Source organism: Leptospira bandrabouensis (assembly GCF_004770905.1).
Classification (GTDB): domain Bacteria; phylum Spirochaetota; class Leptospiria; order Leptospirales; family Leptospiraceae; genus Leptospira_A; species Leptospira_A bandrabouensis.
In genome coordinates this window covers 154227-171815 of the sequence record NZ_RQHT01000015.1, presented here as the reverse complement: position 1 = coordinate 171815, position 17589 = coordinate 154227, and the positions used below count along the sequence as shown (strand labels likewise).

Below are 17589 nucleotides of genomic sequence, written 5' to 3'. Positions count from 1 at the left end.
CAAATTCTGAACAAAAAAATTTCTTTACTTTGTTCAAATACTGAACACATTTTGTAAAAACAATGGGACTCAGGGGGCGAAGCTATGCCTAGGGTTCCCTTTTCGTAAGTGCCATTCCCTTTTAGGGAATCCCCAAAGGGCACAAACCACCTCCATGAAAGAAAATTACGAATACAGCGACCACCACCTCAAATTACTTCAGTTACTTGAGGAGAATCCGCATTTGTCCCAAAGAGACGCATCGGATGTTTTGGGCCTTAGTTTGGGAAAGGTGAACTATATTTTGAAGGCATTTTTAGATAAGGGCCTAATCAAAATGAATAATTTTCGTAATAATAAAAATAAACTTTCTTACACCTATTTACTGACGCCGCGAGGAATCGAAGAAAAGGCTCATATGACTCTCCATTTTTATGAAATTAAAAAAAGAGAATACGAAGCCCTTCGTAGCGAAGTAGAAAAGTTAGGTGGCAACTTAGAAAGTTTGGAAGCATAATGCTCGTATCAATGAGAAAGTTAATTATTTTTAAGGCAGGGTCAATTGAATCAAGATTCCAAAATATATATAGCTGGGCATAAGGGTTTAGTCGGATCTGCACTGGTTCGACTACTCAAACAACAAGGATTTAAGAACATCATTGGTAGGACTCATGCAGAGATGGACCTGGCAGATCAAACGCAAGTGTACGATTTTTTTGCAAAGGAAAAACCTGAATATGTTTTTTTAGCAGCTGCTAAAGTAGGCGGGATTCATGCAAATAACACTTATCCTGCAGAGTTTATATTTTCAAACCTACAAATTCAAAATAATATCATTGATGCCGCGTATAGAAACGGTGTGAAAAAATTATGTTTTTTAGGTTCCTCCTGTATTTATCCAAAATTTGCCAAACAACCTATGGATGAAGGGCAATTAATGGATGGTAAGCTAGAACCAACGAATGAACCTTATGCGGTAGCAAAAATTGCCGGTATCGTTATGTGTCAATCCTACAATCGTCAGTATGGAACAAATTACATATCCGTAATGCCTACAAATTTATATGGTCCAGGAGATAATTATCATCCAGAAAATTCTCATGTATTACCTGCTCTCCTTCGTCGTTTCCACGAAGCAAAGATTCAAAAATTACCAGAAGTTGTAATTTGGGGAACAGGCAAACCATTACGTGAGTTTTTGTATTCTGATGATATGGCTAGGGCCTGTATTTTTCTGATGCAAAATTATGATGTAACCACAGATCCGAAAGGTGGGGAACATGTAAATGTTGGTTCTGGAATTGAAGTAAGCATTAAAGAATTAGCAGAAACTGTCAAAAGTGTAGTTGGTTACGAAGGCAATTTGACTTTTGATCTAACGAAACCAGATGGAACTCCTAGAAAACTATTGGATGTTTCTAAACTTCACAAGATGGGTTGGAAACATGAAGTGGAATTAAAAGACGGAGTTCGAGCAGCCTACAATGACTTTCTAGAAAACGGAAAATAAACATTGGCTAAAGTTTTTGTTTCTACATTTCCATTTTGTCGCACAAGTAAAGTAGCTCTCGATATTTTAGTATCTAATGGGCATGAGGTTATGGTAAACCCGCTTGGCAGAAAGATGAAACCCATTGAAGTATCTGAGTCTGCCCGTGACTTTGATGCATTGATTGCTGGTACAGAGGATCTAACGGATCTCGTCACCAATTCGAAATCTATAAAATTGATTTCACGAGTCGGTGTGGGTCTCGATAGTGTTCCTCTTGGTCTTTGTAAAGAAAAGGGAATTGCCGTTGCTTATACTCCCGATGCAGTTTCACCAGCAGTATCGGAACTAGCAGTTTGCCTGATCGTAGATGCCATGCGAAAGGTTACGTATGCAGATAGGGAAATCCGAAAAGGTGAGTGGACAAGACCATACGGCGAGCGAATCGGTGGAGCTACGGTTGGGATCTTGGGATTTGGAAGGATTGGAAAGCGAGTTGCTTCTCATCTTTTAGGTTATTTACCAAAAGAAATTCTAGTTTGTGATTTAATCGAAATGAAAGATTCGATTCGTTTGCTTAGTGATGTCGCTTCTAACCTTTATCAGGTGAACCGTGATTTAGGAAAAAATTGGGACGCAACTACTATTAAACAAGTTGATTTAGATAGTTTGTTAAAAATGTCTGACGCGATTACGATTCATGTGCCTTTGACTGCACAAACAAAAAACCTACTCAATTATAAAAAGATGTCACTCATGAAGTCGAGTGCCGTTTTAATCAACACCGCAAGAGGTGGAATCGTAAATGAAAACGATTTATATAAAGTTTTACAAGAGAATTTAATTTCCGCTGCTGCTATGGATGTATTTGAAGAGGAACCATATAAAGGGCCGTTATCTACTTTAGAAAATGTGATTTTGACCCAACATATGGGTTCTTGTTCCAACGATTGTAGAGAAGATATGGAAAGAGAAGCATCAGAAAATGTTGTTGGGTTTTTTAATGGTGGGCGTTGGGAGAGAGTGGTTTAGGGGATGGTGATTGTTGTTGGTTCTGGAATCATCGGTTCATGGATCGCTTATCTTTTTGCAAAAGCTGGTTTCGAAGTTTATGTATTTGAAAAATCGGAAAATGCAGGTGATGGCATTAGTGGTCGCAATTCAGGAGTGTTACATTCCGGTATATATTACGATTCAACCTCATTAAAATCAAAGTTATGTTTTCGCGGTTATGAACTTGCTGTTCCTTTTTTTGAAAAAAATAAGATACCTTTTTCCATTTGTGGGAAAGTCATTACCACTGGAATATCAGATACATTAACAGAAGAGAAAGACAAACAAAATGAAATTGAAAAACTCTTTGCCAATGGAAAAAGCCTCGGAATCCCAAATTTAGAACTAAAGTCAAATCCCGGAAATTATTGGAAACATGTATTGGGAAAATCTGCACTTTGGATTCCAAAAACAGGAATTGTGGATGTCCCTTCTTACTTAAAAGTATTGTGGCAATTGGGAGAAGAGGCCGGCGTTAAAGTCTTGAAAAACAAGAAGGTAGTTAGAGAAAACGATGAAGTTTTTGCATTGGACTTACAATCAAATGTAAAAGAAGAAATTGAAGCTGATATATTTGTAAATGCATGCGGCTTATATTCGGATGAATTATTAATATCTGATTCAAAAGGAAACGACTATGAAATCCGTCCCAATAAAGGTGAATATTTCCGATTAAACAAACAACTTCCCTATGAAACTTTAGTTTATCCTTTGCCCATGAAGACTTCTACAGCATTGGGTGTTCATTATACTTTCCATTTGGGGGGAGATGCATACGCAGGCCCCAATTCAAATTGGGCTTCTTCAAAAGAAGATTATTCGATCAATACTCAAAGAAGTGTTTATTATGAGTCTTTGCGAAAGACCATAGATTTTTATAAAGAAGAAGATTTGAGTGAGGGATACGTAGGGTTACGGCCTCGATTGTTTTTGAATGGGGACGCAGTGAAAGATTTTGTGATTCATAAAGAATCTAATTGGATCCATTTATTAGGGATTGAAAGCCCTGGGCTTACTTCTTCTCCTGCGATTGCAGAGGAAGTAGTAAGGATGGTAGGTTAGGATAGGTTTGTGAAATTCTCTAGGTTGATTTTAGATGAACTATATCTTAGTTTTTGGAGTTCAATTAAGCCTCGCAGAAAACATCAATTATTTTTATTGTTCGTATTAATCATATTCACATCTTTTGCAGAAATTTTTAGTATAGGTGCAGTCGTACCTTTTTTAGCTGCTCTTACCAATCCCACTCAGATTTTTAAATTGGAAGAACTTCAGTTTTTGTGGAGGGTATTGGAAGTAAATGACGCTTCTACTGTATTAGTTTATGTGACTGCTGGGTTTATACTTGCTTCTTTGGTTTCTGGAGCAATGAGACTTTTATTAATTTACGCCACCACTAGATTGTCTTTTGGGATTGGTGCAGACATCAGTTACGAAATATACAAAAGAACACTTTTTCAACCTTATTATGTGCATATTAACCGTAATAGTGCAGAGGTGATCACAGGAATTACGTCAAAGGCCAGTAGCGTCGTTACTCAGATTGTTACTCCCATTCTGACTCTGCTTTCTTCGGTAGTTATTTTATTATTTATCATTGTTGGATTGTTGGTGATAGATACAAAGACTACTTTGATTTCTTTTTCGTTTTTTATAATACTCTATATTTTTGTTGCATTGTATTCAAAAACAAAACTCCAAAAAAATGGAGAAATTTTAACAAAAAATTTAACAACTGTTCAAAAATCTCTCCAGGAAGGTATGGGTGGGATCCGCGATATTTTGTTAGATGGAACACAAAGTTATTTTTTGAACACCTACCGTGTTTCAGATTCACTTTATAGAAAAGCTTCTGCGGAAAATTATTATTATAGTGCCAGTCCTCGGTATGTAGTGGAATCATTGGGAATGGCTTTGATTGGAATATTTGCATATCATTTCGGAAGATCAAATGATTCACTAATGTCTGCACTTCCGATTTTGGGATCACTAGCCATTGCTGCGCAAAGGGTTTTACCTATATTACAACAAAGTTATTATTCTTGGTCAAATCTTAGGTCTGGTCGGGAAAATTTGTCGAATGTGGTAGAGCTTTTGAATCAACCGATCAAGACGGCGAATTCAAATCGACCAATTGGAAAATTAGCTTTCAAACAAAATATAAAAATTGATAACATAAGTTTCGCGTATGAGGAATCTAAGAAAGATGTAATTTCAAATGTGAGTTTAACAATTCCTAAAGGAAGTAGGGTTGGAATTGTTGGACAAACGGGAAGTGGAAAAAGTACACTTATGGATTTACTGATGGGGCTTCTTGTACCTTCCAAAGGTAATATTCATGTAGATGGAATTGAGTTGAATGAAGAAAATCTAAGACTCTGGCAAAACAACCTAGCACATGTTCCACAAAATATCTTTTTGTCAGATTCTTCCATTGCCGAAAATATCGCCTTTGGTTATAGAAAAGAAGAAATCGATTTTGAAAAATTAAAAATTGCAGCGAAGAAAGCGCAAATTTCTGAGCACATCGAGCAGTTACCAGATGGTTATGATACGTTTGTCGGAGAGAGAGGTGTAAAACTATCCGGTGGACAAAGGCAACGAATAGGGATCGCAAGAGCATTATACAAAGATGCGGAAGTGATTTTTTTAGACGAAGCAACAAGTGCATTAGATAACGACACGGAAAAAGCAGTTATGGAATCAATTGATTCGTTAGATAAATCGATTACGATATTTATAATTGCACATCGGTTGTCTACGATAGATGGATGCGACCAAAAAATTGAATTATCCGAAGGGAAAGTGATCCAACAAACATGAAAAACCAAATACCTTATGGAAGACATAGTATTGATCAGTCAGATATCGATGCAGTAGTATCGGTTCTAAAATCTGATTTTCTCACGCAAGGACCACTTGTGCCGTTGTTTGAAAAGATGGTATGCGAATACGTAGGTGTAAAAAATGGAATTGCCGTTAATAGTGCCACCTCAGCCCTTCATCTGGCTTGTTTAGCACTGAATGTTGGCCCTGGTGATATTGTATGGACTAGTCCCATTTCCTTTGTTGCCAGTTCCAACTGTGCCTTGTATTGCGGCGCAGATGTTGACTTTGTCGATATTGATCCTGTTTCCTATAATATGTCTGCTGATGCACTTTCTTTGAAATTAGAAAAAGCTAAGTTAGAAAACAAACTACCTAAAGTGGTAATCCCAGTTCATTTTTCTGGTCAAAGTTGCGACATGGAGAAAATTTTCGCATTAAGTAAAGAATTTGGATTCCGTATTATCGAAGATGCTTCCCATGCAATTGGTAGTAATTACAAAAATCATAAAGTAGGTTCCTGTGAGTTCAGTGACATTACTGTGTTTAGTTTTCATCCTGTGAAGATTATTACCACTGGGGAAGGTGGTATGTGTACAACAAGTGATGACGAATTGGCAAATACCATTTACCGACTGAGAAGTCATGGAATCACAAGAAACCCTAAAGAAATGACAGAGCCACCCGATGGTCCTTGGTATTACCAACAAATCGATTTGGGTTATAATTACCGAATGAATGACCTGCAAGCAGCTTTAGGTGTTTCGCAATTAAAAAGGTTAGATTCGATAGTTCAGAGAAGGCAAGAAATTAAAAAATATTATGATAAGATATTAAATGATCTGCCTTTGATTTTACCAAAGCAAATGGAATACAATCATTCCTCCTTACATTTATACGTGATTCAGGTAAAAGAAAAAGAAATGTTAGCCGATCGCAAAGTAGTATTTGAAAGATTGAGAGCAGGGGGGATCCTTGTAAACGTACATTACATTCCGATTTATCGCCAACCTTACTATCAGAAAAAATATTCGTTTCTGCCTTCTTCTTTTCCGAATGCAGAATCTTATTATAATCAATGTATCAGCCTTCCCATATATCCAGAGTTAACGAATGAAGACATGGACCGAGTGAAAGAAACTTTGATTACTCCCATTGGGCATCAGGTATTGTTTTGACGAATATCTGTATCATTCCTGCGCGTGGCGGGAGTAAAAGAATCCCTCGCAAAAATATCAAATTGTTTCATGGAAAACCCATGATTGCCTATTCGATAGAAACTGCCATCCAATCGAAGTTATTTGATAGGGTGATTGTATCAACAGATGATTTAGAAATTGCAGAAGTATCCAGGCACTACGGTGCTGAAGTTCCATTTATGAGACCGAGTGAGTTGTCTGACGATCAGACAGCAACGATTCCTGTGATTGCTCATGGCATTCAATGGATGATAAGGGAAGGCATAACCACCGATTGTGTCGCTTGTATCTACGCAACTGCCCCATTTATTTTGAAAAATGATTTGATCAATGCTGAAAAGAGTTTCCGTGAAGGGGGATGGGAGTATGTATTTTCTGCCACCTCCTTTGGATTTCCTATCTTTCGAGGATTTAAAAAAGATACAGATGGAAATATAGAAATGTTTTTTCCGGAACATTTTGGTACTCGGTCTCAGGATTTGCCAGAAGCCTTCCATGATGCCGGTCAGTTTTATTTTGGAAAGCCAAGTGCTTGGCTTGAAGGCAAAAGGATATTTGACAATTGGTCTTCCATTGTTGAACTTCCGAGATGGAGAGTACAAGATATAGACACACAGGACGACTGGGAAAGAGCAGAAGTTTTATATAAGATGATTAGCTGTATGAACTAACTTTTGCATTGATCATTCAAAATATATCACAATGGCTACTTTGATTTTCACGGAAGCACTCCTTACCACGGGACTTGGTCATTTGGGAAGGTGTACGGCACTTGCCGAAAAACTTTTGGAAGAGGGTGAGTCTTCCATTCAAATGATCTTACATACAGATCATACATCTTCAAATTGGAGTTTTCCATGCCAGGTCCAGTCCATCAATTGGAAAGAAAAAAATCAGTTAAAAGAATTTCTGGATGAGTATAACCAAACAACAGATCTAAGTGGTTTCATTTTTTACGTCGATTCTTATTTAGCGGAATTAGAAATTTATAATACATTAAAGGATTATTGCTCTGAACTGATTTGTATTGATGACGACTGCCGTCTTAAGTATCCCGTCGGATCCACAATTTTAAATCCCGGTTATCCTGGCCTTTATTTAGAATACAATACTGAAAAATACAAAATTTTAACAGGTAAAGACAGGGTTTTACTGAGAAAACCATTTCGAGAGAAATTTGAAATACCAAAGAGAAATATTCCCCCCCAGAAGATTTTGGTGACACTTGGTGGGAGCGACCCACATTTATTTTCCGAAGAGATTCTTTCTCTTTTCGTGAAAAACTTTCCCGCACTAGAGAAACATTTGGTTGTTGGACCTGGTTTTACGAACGAAATGAAACTAAAAGAGTTATCTGATAAAAATACATTCTTTTATAAAAATCTTTCTGCCATTCAAATGCGGGACTTAATGGTTCAAATGGATTTTGCGATCACCGCAGGTGGGCAAACCACTTATGAATTGGATCGATGTAAAGTTCCGATGGTGATGATTAAAACCGCAGAGAATCAAGAAGGAAATATTCGTGGTTTTGTGGAGTTTCAAAAAGGCCAAGTCATAAGAGAACCAAATGAACTCTTAGAGATACTGAAAAACAACTTCTTTCACACAACGGATATCGATTAGGTATAAAAATTGGACCTTCACCTTCGACCTGTTTCCACTAGTGACAGCGAACTTCTATTTGGTTGGGTTAACGAACCTGAAGTTAGAAAAAATTCGTTTGATTCGAAGCCGATCGAATGGAAGAATCATCTAGTTTGGTTTGAAAATAAAATTAAAGATAAAAATTCAATAATACTTATTTTAGAATTTGAAAAAAAGCCAATCGGTCAGATCCGATTTGATAAAGAGAATAAAACAAAAACTTATAGAATTGACTTTTCAGTAGATGCAAGATACCGGGGCAAAGGATTGGGAAAGCATATAATTAAATTAGGATGCGAGTATTTAGAAAATCAGTTATTGAAGAACAAAATCTCTTTAATTGGAGAGGTTAAAACAGAGAATATTGCATCTCAAAAGAGCTTCCTTTCAAATGGGTTTAAAATTAACTCTAAAGGCTCGAATAAGATAGTATTTGAAAAAAATATTTAAAGCGGAAGAATACAGATATGAAGAAGACTATACTTACAATAGCCGCACACCCTGATGATGAGATTTTGGGCTGCGGTGGTACAATGGCTAGGCTCTCGGAGGAAGGTCACAACGTTCATATTTTAATTTTGGCAGAAGGATTGACTAGTAGGCAAGTAATTCGTGATAGAAATTCCAAAGTTACGGAGTTAGGTGATTTAGCTATTTCAGCAAAAAAATCTGCGGAAGTCGTAGGAGCAAAATCAATTGAATTGTTGGATTTTCCCGATAATCGAATGGATTCAATTGATAGATTGGATGTTATAAAGGTTATCGAAGAAAAATTAGATGAATTGAATCCATCGATCGTTTTTACCCACTTTGGAAATGACTTAAATATTGATCATAGAGTTGTTAACGAAGCTGTCGTTACAGCTTGCAGACCAATTCCAGGTCATTCGGTAAGAGAACTCTATTTTTTTGAAGTTCCTTCTAGTACTGAGTGGCAAATTCAGAATGGTATATATTTTCAACCTAATGTATTTTTTGAGCTAGGAAATTCACATTTTAAAAAGAAAAAAGAGGCACTTTTGTCTTACGATTCCGAAATGCGGAATTTTCCACACGCTCGTTCAATTGAAGCTGTTGAGGCTCTGGCAAAGTGGCGAGGAGCTTCAATTGGAGCAAATTTTGCCGAAGCGTTTATTGCAGGAAGAGTTATTAAGTAAACTATGTCATCATATTTGGTAGCAAGTGTTGGGAGCTGGAACAGGGAGCTTTACGAAAAATATTCTTCTAACATAGATGGAAATTGGCGATTTGTAGACACACCAGATAAATTAGTAACCGAACTTAAGGATTTCAGTCCAAAATTCATTTTCTTTCCCCATTGGCGCTGGATTGTCCCTGAGGATATTATAAATAATTATGAATGTGTTTGTTTCCATATGACTGATGTTCCATACGGTAGAGGAGGTTCTCCTCTTCAAAATTTGATCTTAGCAGGAAATCAAAATACTGTTTTAACAGCATTGAGGATGGAGAAAGGTTTAGATTCAGGACCAGTGTATCTCAAACTGCCACTGAGTCTAGATGGTTCTGCTCGGCAAATATACTTAAGAGCATCAGAGCTAAGTTGGGAAATTATTAAAAAATTAGTGACAGAATCACATCAGCCTTTTCCTCAAAAAGGTGAACCTACATTTTTTAAGAGAAGAAAGCCAGAAGAAAGCGAGTTACCTAGTGACTTAGATATTGGTAGACTTTATAACTTTATCAGAATGCTTGATGCAGATGATTATCCTTATGCATTTATTAACTATGGTAATTATAAGTTGTGCTTCAATGAAGCCGACTTTTCGAATGGCAAACTAACCGCAAAAGTAGAATTTGTTTTAAAAGGTAGTAACGATAAATGAGTCAATTTTCAATAGGGAAACATATCATAGGAAGTAACGTAAAACCATTTGTCATTGCAGAAATGTCGGGAAATCATAATCATTCAATTGAACGAGCATTTGAAATCGTTGATGCTGCCGCAGAAGCTGGTGCCCATGCGTTAAAAATTCAAACTTATACATCTGATACTATGACGATTGAGAAATCGGATGGAGATTTTTTTATTTCTGATCCAAAGAGCTTATGGAGGGGGAGTTCGCTATATGATTTATATAAAATAGCATATACTCCGTGGGAATGGCACAAGCCGATTATGGATAGATGTAAAGAGAAAGGAATTCTCTGTTTTAGTAGTCCCTTTGATTTTACCGCAGTTGATTTTTTGGAAGAATTAAATGTGCCTGCTTACAAAATTGCTTCTTTCGAAAACGTGGATCTTCCTCTCATCAAAAAGGTAGCAAACACCGGTAAACCGATTATCGTTTCTACTGGAATGGCAACTGTGCAGGAAATTGCTGATGCAGTGGAAACTATTAGAAGCACTGGGAACGAACAAATTATTCTTTTAAAATGTACGAGTACGTATCCTGCAACTCCTGAGACTACGAATATACTTACAATCCCGCACTTACGTGAATTATTCGGATGTGAAGTTGGTCTTTCCGATCATACAATGGGGATTGGTGTTTCTGTTGCAAGTGTTGCCTTAGGTGCGGTTGTGATCGAAAAACATTTTACCATAAGAAGAGAGGATGGAGGAGTCGATTCTACGTTTTCGATGGAACCAGCAGAGTTGAAAGCCCTCGTCATTGAGACGGAAAGAGCCTGGCAGGCAATGGGTAAAATTAATTACGGACCTACCGAAAAAGAGAAAGCATCCTTAGTGTTTCGAAGGTCTTTGTATGTCGTGGAAGATATAAAAGCTGGCGACGTGATCACTGAAAAAAATGTGAGGAGCATACGTCCAGGTTATGGATTGCCACCAAAATTTTTTGATGTCGTGATGGGTAAGAGAGTGAACCAAGATGTAAAGAGGGGAACTGGTTTAAGTTGGGAGATGTTGGGGTGACAAGAAATTTATTGAATGCGAGCTTAAACTAATATGAAGATAAAGATTCTAAATTTTATAGATAACTACTTTCGGAAAAAAGATACCAACCTTTTTTATGGAGATTTTTTAGCGGGTGCTGGAAATAAACTGGAAATCTTTCTTTTGGATTTACTAAAGAAAGAATTCTATAAAATCCATCTAAAATATTCCAGAAGAAAAACCTTTAAGAAAGTTGCACTAAATTCTAAACTTTCTAAGAAAGAATACGATTCCTATTTAAATGAATTTAAATCTAACGGTATTGTCGTTATAAAATCATATTTCTCACAGGAGGCCGAAGAAATCCTGAAAAACTATGATTATTTCTTCAAAAAGATTGAAAAAGACGATAAGGACTATAAGCGGATCTTTTCACTTTCGATTAAGGAACCTTTATTTCAAAGTGTGCTTGATTCAAATATTTTGCAAATGTTATGTGAATATACTGGCACCCAACAATATCTAAGGGCATCACCAGCATTAAATATTACTTATCCAGGGTTTTCTGACATTACATCTAAAAATATTGGAGAAACTAAATATAAAGATGGAGGTTTTGCAAACTTTTATCATCTAGATACTCCAAACTTAAGACAGTATCATATTTTGCTAAAAGATGTGGGAATGGATGATCCACACATGTTATTTGCAAGAAAGTCCAACAAAAAATATTTTGGACTTCATTACCGAATAGCTAGTGAAGAATATGTGAATGCAAATTATGAGATAACACATTGTATCGGTCCCAAGGGAACTGTTTATGTTTTTGATGGTGGCAGTGGGCTTCATCGAATGTATGCAACTGAAAAGAACTATAGAATGACTATGGATATAATGTTTACACCGGGTAATTCTATATTAAAGGATTCCTGCCCGATTGTCAATCTTGGTGAAATGAAGTTTGAAGGCTTCGATGATTTACAGAAAGAATCTCTTAGGTTTCTAAAATAAGTTTTGTGAAATTAGTTTTTTTTGATACAGAATTTACCGGGGAGAGAGCCGACACTACTTTGGTTTCTATTGGATTGGTCACTCTTTCAGGAGAAAGTGCATACTTTACTCTGAATGATTATGACCAATCCCAGGTTAGTGATTGGCTAAAAGAAAATGTCCTCTCGATGATCGATAGTTCTAAAAGCGTATCAAGTAAGGAAACCGCCGAAGGTATTCGTGTGTGGTTAGAGAAACAAGCTGGCGATGATAAAATATCCCTAGTTTCTTTCGGTAAAACAAACGATATTATTTTATTGTTTAATCTTTGGAAAAATTTCAAAGAGGATCCTTCTCAATTCCATTTCCTTTATGATCTTCCACCTTATCTAAATCATGCTGAACATATTGATTTTTGTACTCTACTTGTGGCAGCCGGAGTATCTTTGTCATCCTTTGATAAGGAAAAATATGCAATGTTAGATAAAGTAGGGAAAAAGCATAATGCGTTATATGACGCAGAATTGTTGAGAAGTTGTTTTTTAAGGTTAGTTTTAGAAAGCGATATTCTTTATCAATTTAGGAAACGAATCGGTTTGGCTTTGTTTGACGGAATTATTTTTTCTGAAGAAACGAACTTAATTTTCACCGCAAGTCACGTGGAGAATGAACCGCAGTTTTCTAATGCCATAGAAAACTTTTTATCGAATGATCCATTTTCTATTAAACAAATTTCCAAACAGAACCAACAAAGCTCTGTTTATATTGTAGAGCAGAAAAATCAAAAATACATTCTTAGGTCATTTCCTTTAGCTGAATCAAGAATAGTAGAAACTCAATCAGAATTGTTGAATTTCCTTCCGGAAGATATTATGATTCGGCCACTATCAGTATCAGGAGAGAAACATTATGTTTTTAATACTTCTGATCTTAGTTTTATAATGTATCCGTATCTGGACGGTCAGCCATTTAATGGACGGCCTGAAAAATTAACAAATATTATCGATTCAGCGATGAATCTATTTGAGTTACTTAATAGTATGCATTTGGATTCCAAATTGGTTACTTTAGACTATTCGGTATGGAATGTAGATGTTCTTAAACTCTGGAAAGATAAGGCCTTTTTTCTCGATATGATTGTAAGTGAAGTATCAGCTCCCATCGGAAATTATATAAAAACCTATTATGATGAAATCATCTTTGAATTGGAGAAGGTCATTGAAAATAGTGATAAATTCTCTTCGAATGCTTTTGTTCATGCTGACTTAAACCATTCTAATGTGATTGTTGATGATTCAAAAGTTAGGTTTATTGATCTTGAAGATCTTTGTTTTTCGAATGTAGGGATTTCTGTAATTCACTGTGTCTTTAAAATTTGTCGTCATAGTATTTTTACGAAACAAATGAATTTAAGTGAATTTAAGCGAAAGTTTGAAAGTGAGATTAGACCAATTTTAGAAAAAAGGAAAATATCGCAAGATATTCTGCTCGATTTTAATCTTTATGGTATTGCTAGGATTTATTTCGATTTATTTACAATTACCGAATATTTTTTCCTTAGAAGAGATAGAAGATATATGTATGATTTAAATAAGAAATTTTCGAATCTAATTGAGTTTAAAAGGATGTTTTATTAATGGATCTTGGTTTGAAAAATAAAAAGTGTTTTGTAATGTCCTCAAGTAAGGGAATTGGAAAGGGGATTGCAACTGCTTTAGCAGCAGAAGGAGCAAATGTTACAATTTCTTCTTCCAATAAGGCAAATTTAGAAATTGCATCTAGTGAAATTTATTCAATAACAAATATCAGGCCTAGTATACTAGAAGCTGATGCCAAAAATATAACTGAATATTTAAAGAAAGTATCGGATTTGTTCAATTCCTTAGACGGAGTAGATATCCTGATCACCAATTCACCGGGTCCTTCTCCGATTCCTTGTGAACAAATGACTGAGGAAAACCTGCAAGGCTCGTTGGATGTAAATTTGAAGATCCAGATTTTAACTTCACAATTGGCCTTACCCTTTATGGTCAAAAAAAAGTGGGGCAGGTTGATACACTTAACTTCTACTACCGCAAGAGAACCAGAAGAAGGTATGATTCTTTCCAATTTAACTAGGGCTGCTGTTGGTGCCTATAGTAAGACAGTTTCACGCGAGTATGGAAAACACGGAATCACCAGTAATTCTATACTAACTGGTGGTGTTTTAACTGATCGCACATATGAATTATCAAAGAGGGAGGCAATCGAGAAAAATGTATCAGTTGATGAAATTATCAATAATTCAAATCAGCTTTTCCCAACGGGTTATTTCCCGAAGCCATTAGAGTTTGGAGAAATTATTGCATTTTTATGTTCACCAAATGCCGGCTTTTTAAATGGTTTAAGTCTTCCTGTTGATGGGGGGCTTTTGAGGAGCCACTGATGACGTCTATGGTCGATCAAAGAAATAGCTTTTTCCAGTTTCGTCCTTTTGATGAAGAGATAGAATATAAATTTCATTCTGCTGGTTTCGATACGAATGAGTATTTTAGGACGTTGAAAAATGAAATTGTTCGGTTTGGGTTAACACAAGTAGATACTTTAGATGAGTTGCTTCATTCCATTGATAAGAAGCTAACTGATGAACCATACCAGAATTATATGAATCATCCGATTCGTGTGACAATGTCTTATGTTTCTCTAATATCAGAGCCTACGATTCAAGACGTTTTGTTTGGGTTAAGCCATAATGTAATTGAGTTACAAATCCAAGATGGCCTAAACATTAGTTCAGAAAATTTGAAAAAAATTCAAACTATTTCAATAGATAGGAAACGGGAAAAAGATAAAGAATATCGAAAAGAATTCTACGATCAAATTGAGTTTTATTCCCCTGAACTGCTATTGTTTAAAGCACTCGATAAATTAGATAATACATTGAGTTGGGTTTTCCTCGATCTTGAACAATATCATATAGATGTTGTGATAGATGAAGTATGTCCTAGACTACATAAGTATAATGAAAAGGTTTCAAGTTATTTAGAAAAACTAGTGTATTATACAATAGATGAGAAAAATAAAAAAAGGTTTAGATTGAAGTATGATAAATAATAAATCAGTTGTTTGTATCATCACAGCGAGAGGTGGGTCGAAGGAAGTTCCAGGTAAAAATATAAAATCGATACAAGGAAAACCTTTAATTGCTTGGACAATACTGGCTGCTATGAAATCGAATTACATTGATAGAGTGGTTGTAACTACGGATTCTGAGGAAATTATAAAAGTTTCGAAGGAGTTCGGTGCTGATGTACCTTTTAAGCGGCCAGATAATATTTCCGGTGATAAAGCAAAACAAGAAGATGCAATTTTCCATGCAATGGAATATTTCGAAAAACAAGAGGGGGTTAAATACGATTATATTGTTATTCTCACACCTACCCATCCATTACGGGATGAAATCGAAATTGATTTAGTGATTGAGGCTTTGTCTAATAATCCAAAAGCAAAAGCTTATGTAACAATGATGGAAGCAAAAGCAAATCCTCTTCATTGCAATACGATTCCTGAAAATAAGTCTTTGGCTGGTTTTTTATCCGAGGACGTAAAGTTAAAGAACCGTCAAGAATTACCGACATATTATCAACCTAGTGGTTCAACGTCGGTGATTGAATGGGATTGTTTTGCAAAGAATGGATCTATATTTACAGATGATTCCTATGCTTATCTTACGGATTCTATTTCGGGACATGATATTAATTCGGTGATTGATTTCAAAGTTGCTGAAGTTCTTATGAAAGAAAAATTTCACACATTATGAAATTTTGTAAATCTTGCCTACAACCAGATACAAGACCAAATTCTGTCTTTCATAGTGATGGGATCTGTCCTGCATGTAAATACCATGAATCGTTAAAAGACGTAGATTGGGAAGACCGTAAAAGTGAGTTGGAAGCGATTGTCAGCTTTGGTAAGGCAAATAATCATTCTGGATATGATTGTATCATTGGTGTTAGTGGTGGGAAAGACAGTCTAAGGCAAGCACTCTTTGTTAAAGAAACCTTAAAAATGAAGCCACTCCTGGTTTCGCTAGGTTATCCTCCGGAACAGGTCACACAGCGAGGAGTCGAAAATATATCCAATATGATTTCTCATGGTTTTGATTGTGTTACTATCAATCCTGCACCTGGGATTTGGAGAGACCTAAAGCGAAAAGGTTTTCGGCAGTATACCAATAGTTTTCGATCTACGGAATTAGCTTTATTTAGCAGTGTTCCCAAATTTGCGATAGCCTACCAGATCCCACTTATCTGGTGGGGGGAGAATTCTGCCTTACAATTGGGTGAAACAGCAATCTTAGGAAAAAGCGGAAGTGATGGTAACAACCTTCGAAAAATGAATACATTGAATGGCGGTGATATAACTTGGATTATTTCAGAGGAAATCAAAAAAAATCAAATCCTCCAGTATTGTTATCCGAGTCCTGAAGAAATGGAACAAGCTAACTTACGAATTACTTTTCTAGGTTATTTTTGGAAGGATTGGTCACTTGTCAATAATGGAATATTTTCAATGTTACGCGGTTTAGAAATAAGAGATGATAAACCTTGGGAAATTGGAGATCCGTATGGAGTTACCGCTTTAGATGACGATTTTGTGACTTTTAACCAAATGATAAAATATCTAAAATATGGTTTTGGTAGAGTGACTGATTACGTGAACGAAGAAATACGAAATGGATTAATGACTCGGGAAGAAGGCATTTCATTGGTTCAAAAATATGATGGAACCTGTTCTCCTTATTATATTGAAAAGTTTGCAAATTACATTGGCATCACTGTTAGGGAATTTTGGGAACAGCTGGATCAATCAGTGAATAGGGATCTATTTGAAAAAGTATCACTGGGTGAATACAAACCTAAATTTACGGTAGGTGTGGGACTTTGAATACCAAATTAAAAATTGGTATCATTGACTACGGAGTCGGCAATACCTGCTCCATTTTCAATGCACTTTCTTACTTAAATTATTCGAAAATATCGATCACAGACAAGGAAAGTGAGATTGAGGCAATGGATGCTCTCATCTTTCCTGGAGTTGGTGCTTTTGATGAGGCGTGCAAACAGCTTGCAAAGAGGCAATTAGCACCGGTTTTGAATGAACAAGTATTGGTGAAGAAAAAACCAATTCTTGGAATTTGTCTCGGTATGCAACTCTTTGCAACAAGTTCAGAAGAAAATGGACTTCATGAAGGTCTTAACTGGATTCCAGGACAAGTGAAAAAAATAGATACAAACAATCAATTTCCAATTCCACACGTAGGTTGGAATGATATAAATATCGCAAAGGAAGAGCCAATATTTAAAAATAATTCCGATCATGTTCACTTTTATTTTGATCACAGTTATCATTTCGAATGCGAATCGAAATTTATTTCTTCCTGGTGTGATTACGGAGCCAAGATCACAGCATCTGTTCAAAAGGATAATATATTTGGTGTACAATTCCATCCTGAAAAAAGCCATATCAGTGGTTTGAAACTTTTTAGAAGTTTTTTATCTTCCATATAA

General features: G+C 36.0%; 19 protein-coding genes. All 19 read left to right on the top strand.

Annotation, left to right across the window (positions count from 1 at the left end):
• Positions 1-154 precede the first annotated feature (154 nt).
• The 19 genes from EHR07_RS18390 (at position 155) to hisH (ending at position 17589) form a co-directional block, all read left to right on the top strand.
• The gene (locus tag EHR07_RS18390; protein WP_135746496.1) at positions 155-496 is read left to right on the top strand and encodes a MarR family EPS-associated transcriptional regulator; all 342 of its coding nucleotides are present in this window, start codon (positions 155-157) and stop codon (positions 494-496) included.
• Positions 497-541: 45 nt separating this feature from the next.
• Positions 542-1489, top strand: coding sequence for a GDP-L-fucose synthase (gene fcl, locus EHR07_RS18385; RefSeq protein WP_135746495.1), 948 nt, complete (start codon positions 542-544; stop codon positions 1487-1489).
• Between the two features lie 3 nt (positions 1490-1492).
• On the top strand, positions 1493-2500 hold the full coding sequence (locus tag EHR07_RS18380; RefSeq protein ID WP_135746494.1) for a phosphoglycerate dehydrogenase: 1008 nt from the start codon (positions 1493-1495) through the stop codon (positions 2498-2500).
• Between the two features lie 3 nt (positions 2501-2503).
• Positions 2504-3583: an NAD(P)/FAD-dependent oxidoreductase gene (locus EHR07_RS18375; RefSeq protein ID WP_135746493.1), complete on the top strand. Its 1080-nt coding sequence runs from the start codon at positions 2504-2506 to the stop codon at positions 3581-3583.
• A 9-nt stretch (positions 3584-3592) separates the two neighbouring features.
• Positions 3593-5344, top strand: a complete 1752-nt coding sequence (locus EHR07_RS18370) for an ABC transporter ATP-binding protein (RefSeq protein ID WP_135746492.1) — start codon at positions 3593-3595, stop codon at positions 5342-5344.
• Positions 5341-6525 carry a UDP-4-amino-4,6-dideoxy-N-acetyl-beta-L-altrosamine transaminase gene (pseC, locus tag EHR07_RS18365; RefSeq protein WP_135746491.1) on the top strand — a complete coding sequence of 395 codons (1185 nt, stop codon included), beginning with the start codon at positions 5341-5343 and terminating at the stop codon, positions 6523-6525. The genes EHR07_RS18370 and pseC overlap by 4 nt, the downstream gene beginning before the upstream one ends.
• Positions 6522-7217, top strand: a complete 696-nt coding sequence (gene pseF, locus EHR07_RS18360; protein ID WP_208739879.1) for a pseudaminic acid cytidylyltransferase — start codon at positions 6522-6524, stop codon at positions 7215-7217. Before pseC ends, pseF begins: the two co-directional genes overlap by 4 nt.
• A 31-nt stretch (positions 7218-7248) precedes the next feature.
• Complete coding sequence (locus EHR07_RS18355) at positions 7249-8172, top strand: glycosyl transferase (RefSeq protein ID WP_135746489.1); 924 nt, start codon at positions 7249-7251, stop codon at positions 8170-8172.
• A 9-nt stretch (positions 8173-8181) separates the two neighbouring features.
• Entirely contained in the window at positions 8182-8643 is a 462-nt protein-coding gene (locus EHR07_RS18350; RefSeq protein ID WP_135746488.1) for a GNAT family N-acetyltransferase, read from the top strand.
• Positions 8644-8660: 17 nt separating this feature from the next.
• The gene (locus EHR07_RS18345) at positions 8661-9350 is read left to right on the top strand and encodes a PIG-L deacetylase family protein (protein WP_135746487.1); all 690 of its coding nucleotides are present in this window, start codon (positions 8661-8663) and stop codon (positions 9348-9350) included.
• A gap of 3 nt (positions 9351-9353) precedes the next feature.
• Positions 9354-10040: a formyl transferase gene (locus EHR07_RS18340; RefSeq protein ID WP_135746486.1), complete on the top strand. Its 687-nt coding sequence runs from the start codon at positions 9354-9356 to the stop codon at positions 10038-10040.
• The gene (pseI, locus tag EHR07_RS18335) at positions 10037-11089 is read left to right on the top strand and encodes a pseudaminic acid synthase (protein ID WP_135746485.1); all 1053 of its coding nucleotides are present in this window, start codon (positions 10037-10039) and stop codon (positions 11087-11089) included. Before EHR07_RS18340 ends, pseI begins: the two co-directional genes overlap by 4 nt.
• A gap of 144 nt (positions 11090-11233) precedes the next feature.
• The gene (locus EHR07_RS18330; protein WP_135746484.1) at positions 11234-12061 is read left to right on the top strand and encodes a hypothetical protein; all 828 of its coding nucleotides are present in this window, start codon (positions 11234-11236) and stop codon (positions 12059-12061) included.
• 5 nt (positions 12062-12066) lie between these two features.
• Positions 12067-13677 (top strand): 3'-5' exoribonuclease domain-containing protein, encoded by a 1611-nt coding sequence (locus EHR07_RS18325; RefSeq protein ID WP_167483396.1) that lies wholly within the window; start codon positions 12067-12069, stop codon positions 13675-13677.
• 11 nt (positions 13678-13688) lie between these two features.
• Positions 13689-14465: an SDR family oxidoreductase gene (locus EHR07_RS18320; protein WP_167483395.1), complete on the top strand. Its 777-nt coding sequence runs from the start codon at positions 13689-13691 to the stop codon at positions 14463-14465.
• Between the two features lie 8 nt (positions 14466-14473).
• A complete protein-coding gene (locus EHR07_RS18315) occupies positions 14474-15133 on the top strand; it encodes a hypothetical protein (protein WP_135746481.1) in 660 nt (219 codons plus the stop codon).
• A complete protein-coding gene (locus EHR07_RS18310) occupies positions 15123-15839 on the top strand; it encodes an acylneuraminate cytidylyltransferase family protein (protein WP_135746480.1) in 717 nt (238 codons plus the stop codon). Before EHR07_RS18315 ends, EHR07_RS18310 begins: the two co-directional genes overlap by 11 nt.
• Positions 15836-16966, top strand: coding sequence for an N-acetyl sugar amidotransferase (locus tag EHR07_RS18305; RefSeq protein WP_135746479.1), 1131 nt, complete (start codon positions 15836-15838; stop codon positions 16964-16966). Before EHR07_RS18310 ends, EHR07_RS18305 begins: the two co-directional genes overlap by 4 nt.
• Positions 16963-17589, top strand: a complete 627-nt coding sequence (hisH, locus tag EHR07_RS18300; protein ID WP_135746478.1) for an imidazole glycerol phosphate synthase subunit HisH — start codon at positions 16963-16965, stop codon at positions 17587-17589. The genes EHR07_RS18305 and hisH overlap by 4 nt, the downstream gene beginning before the upstream one ends.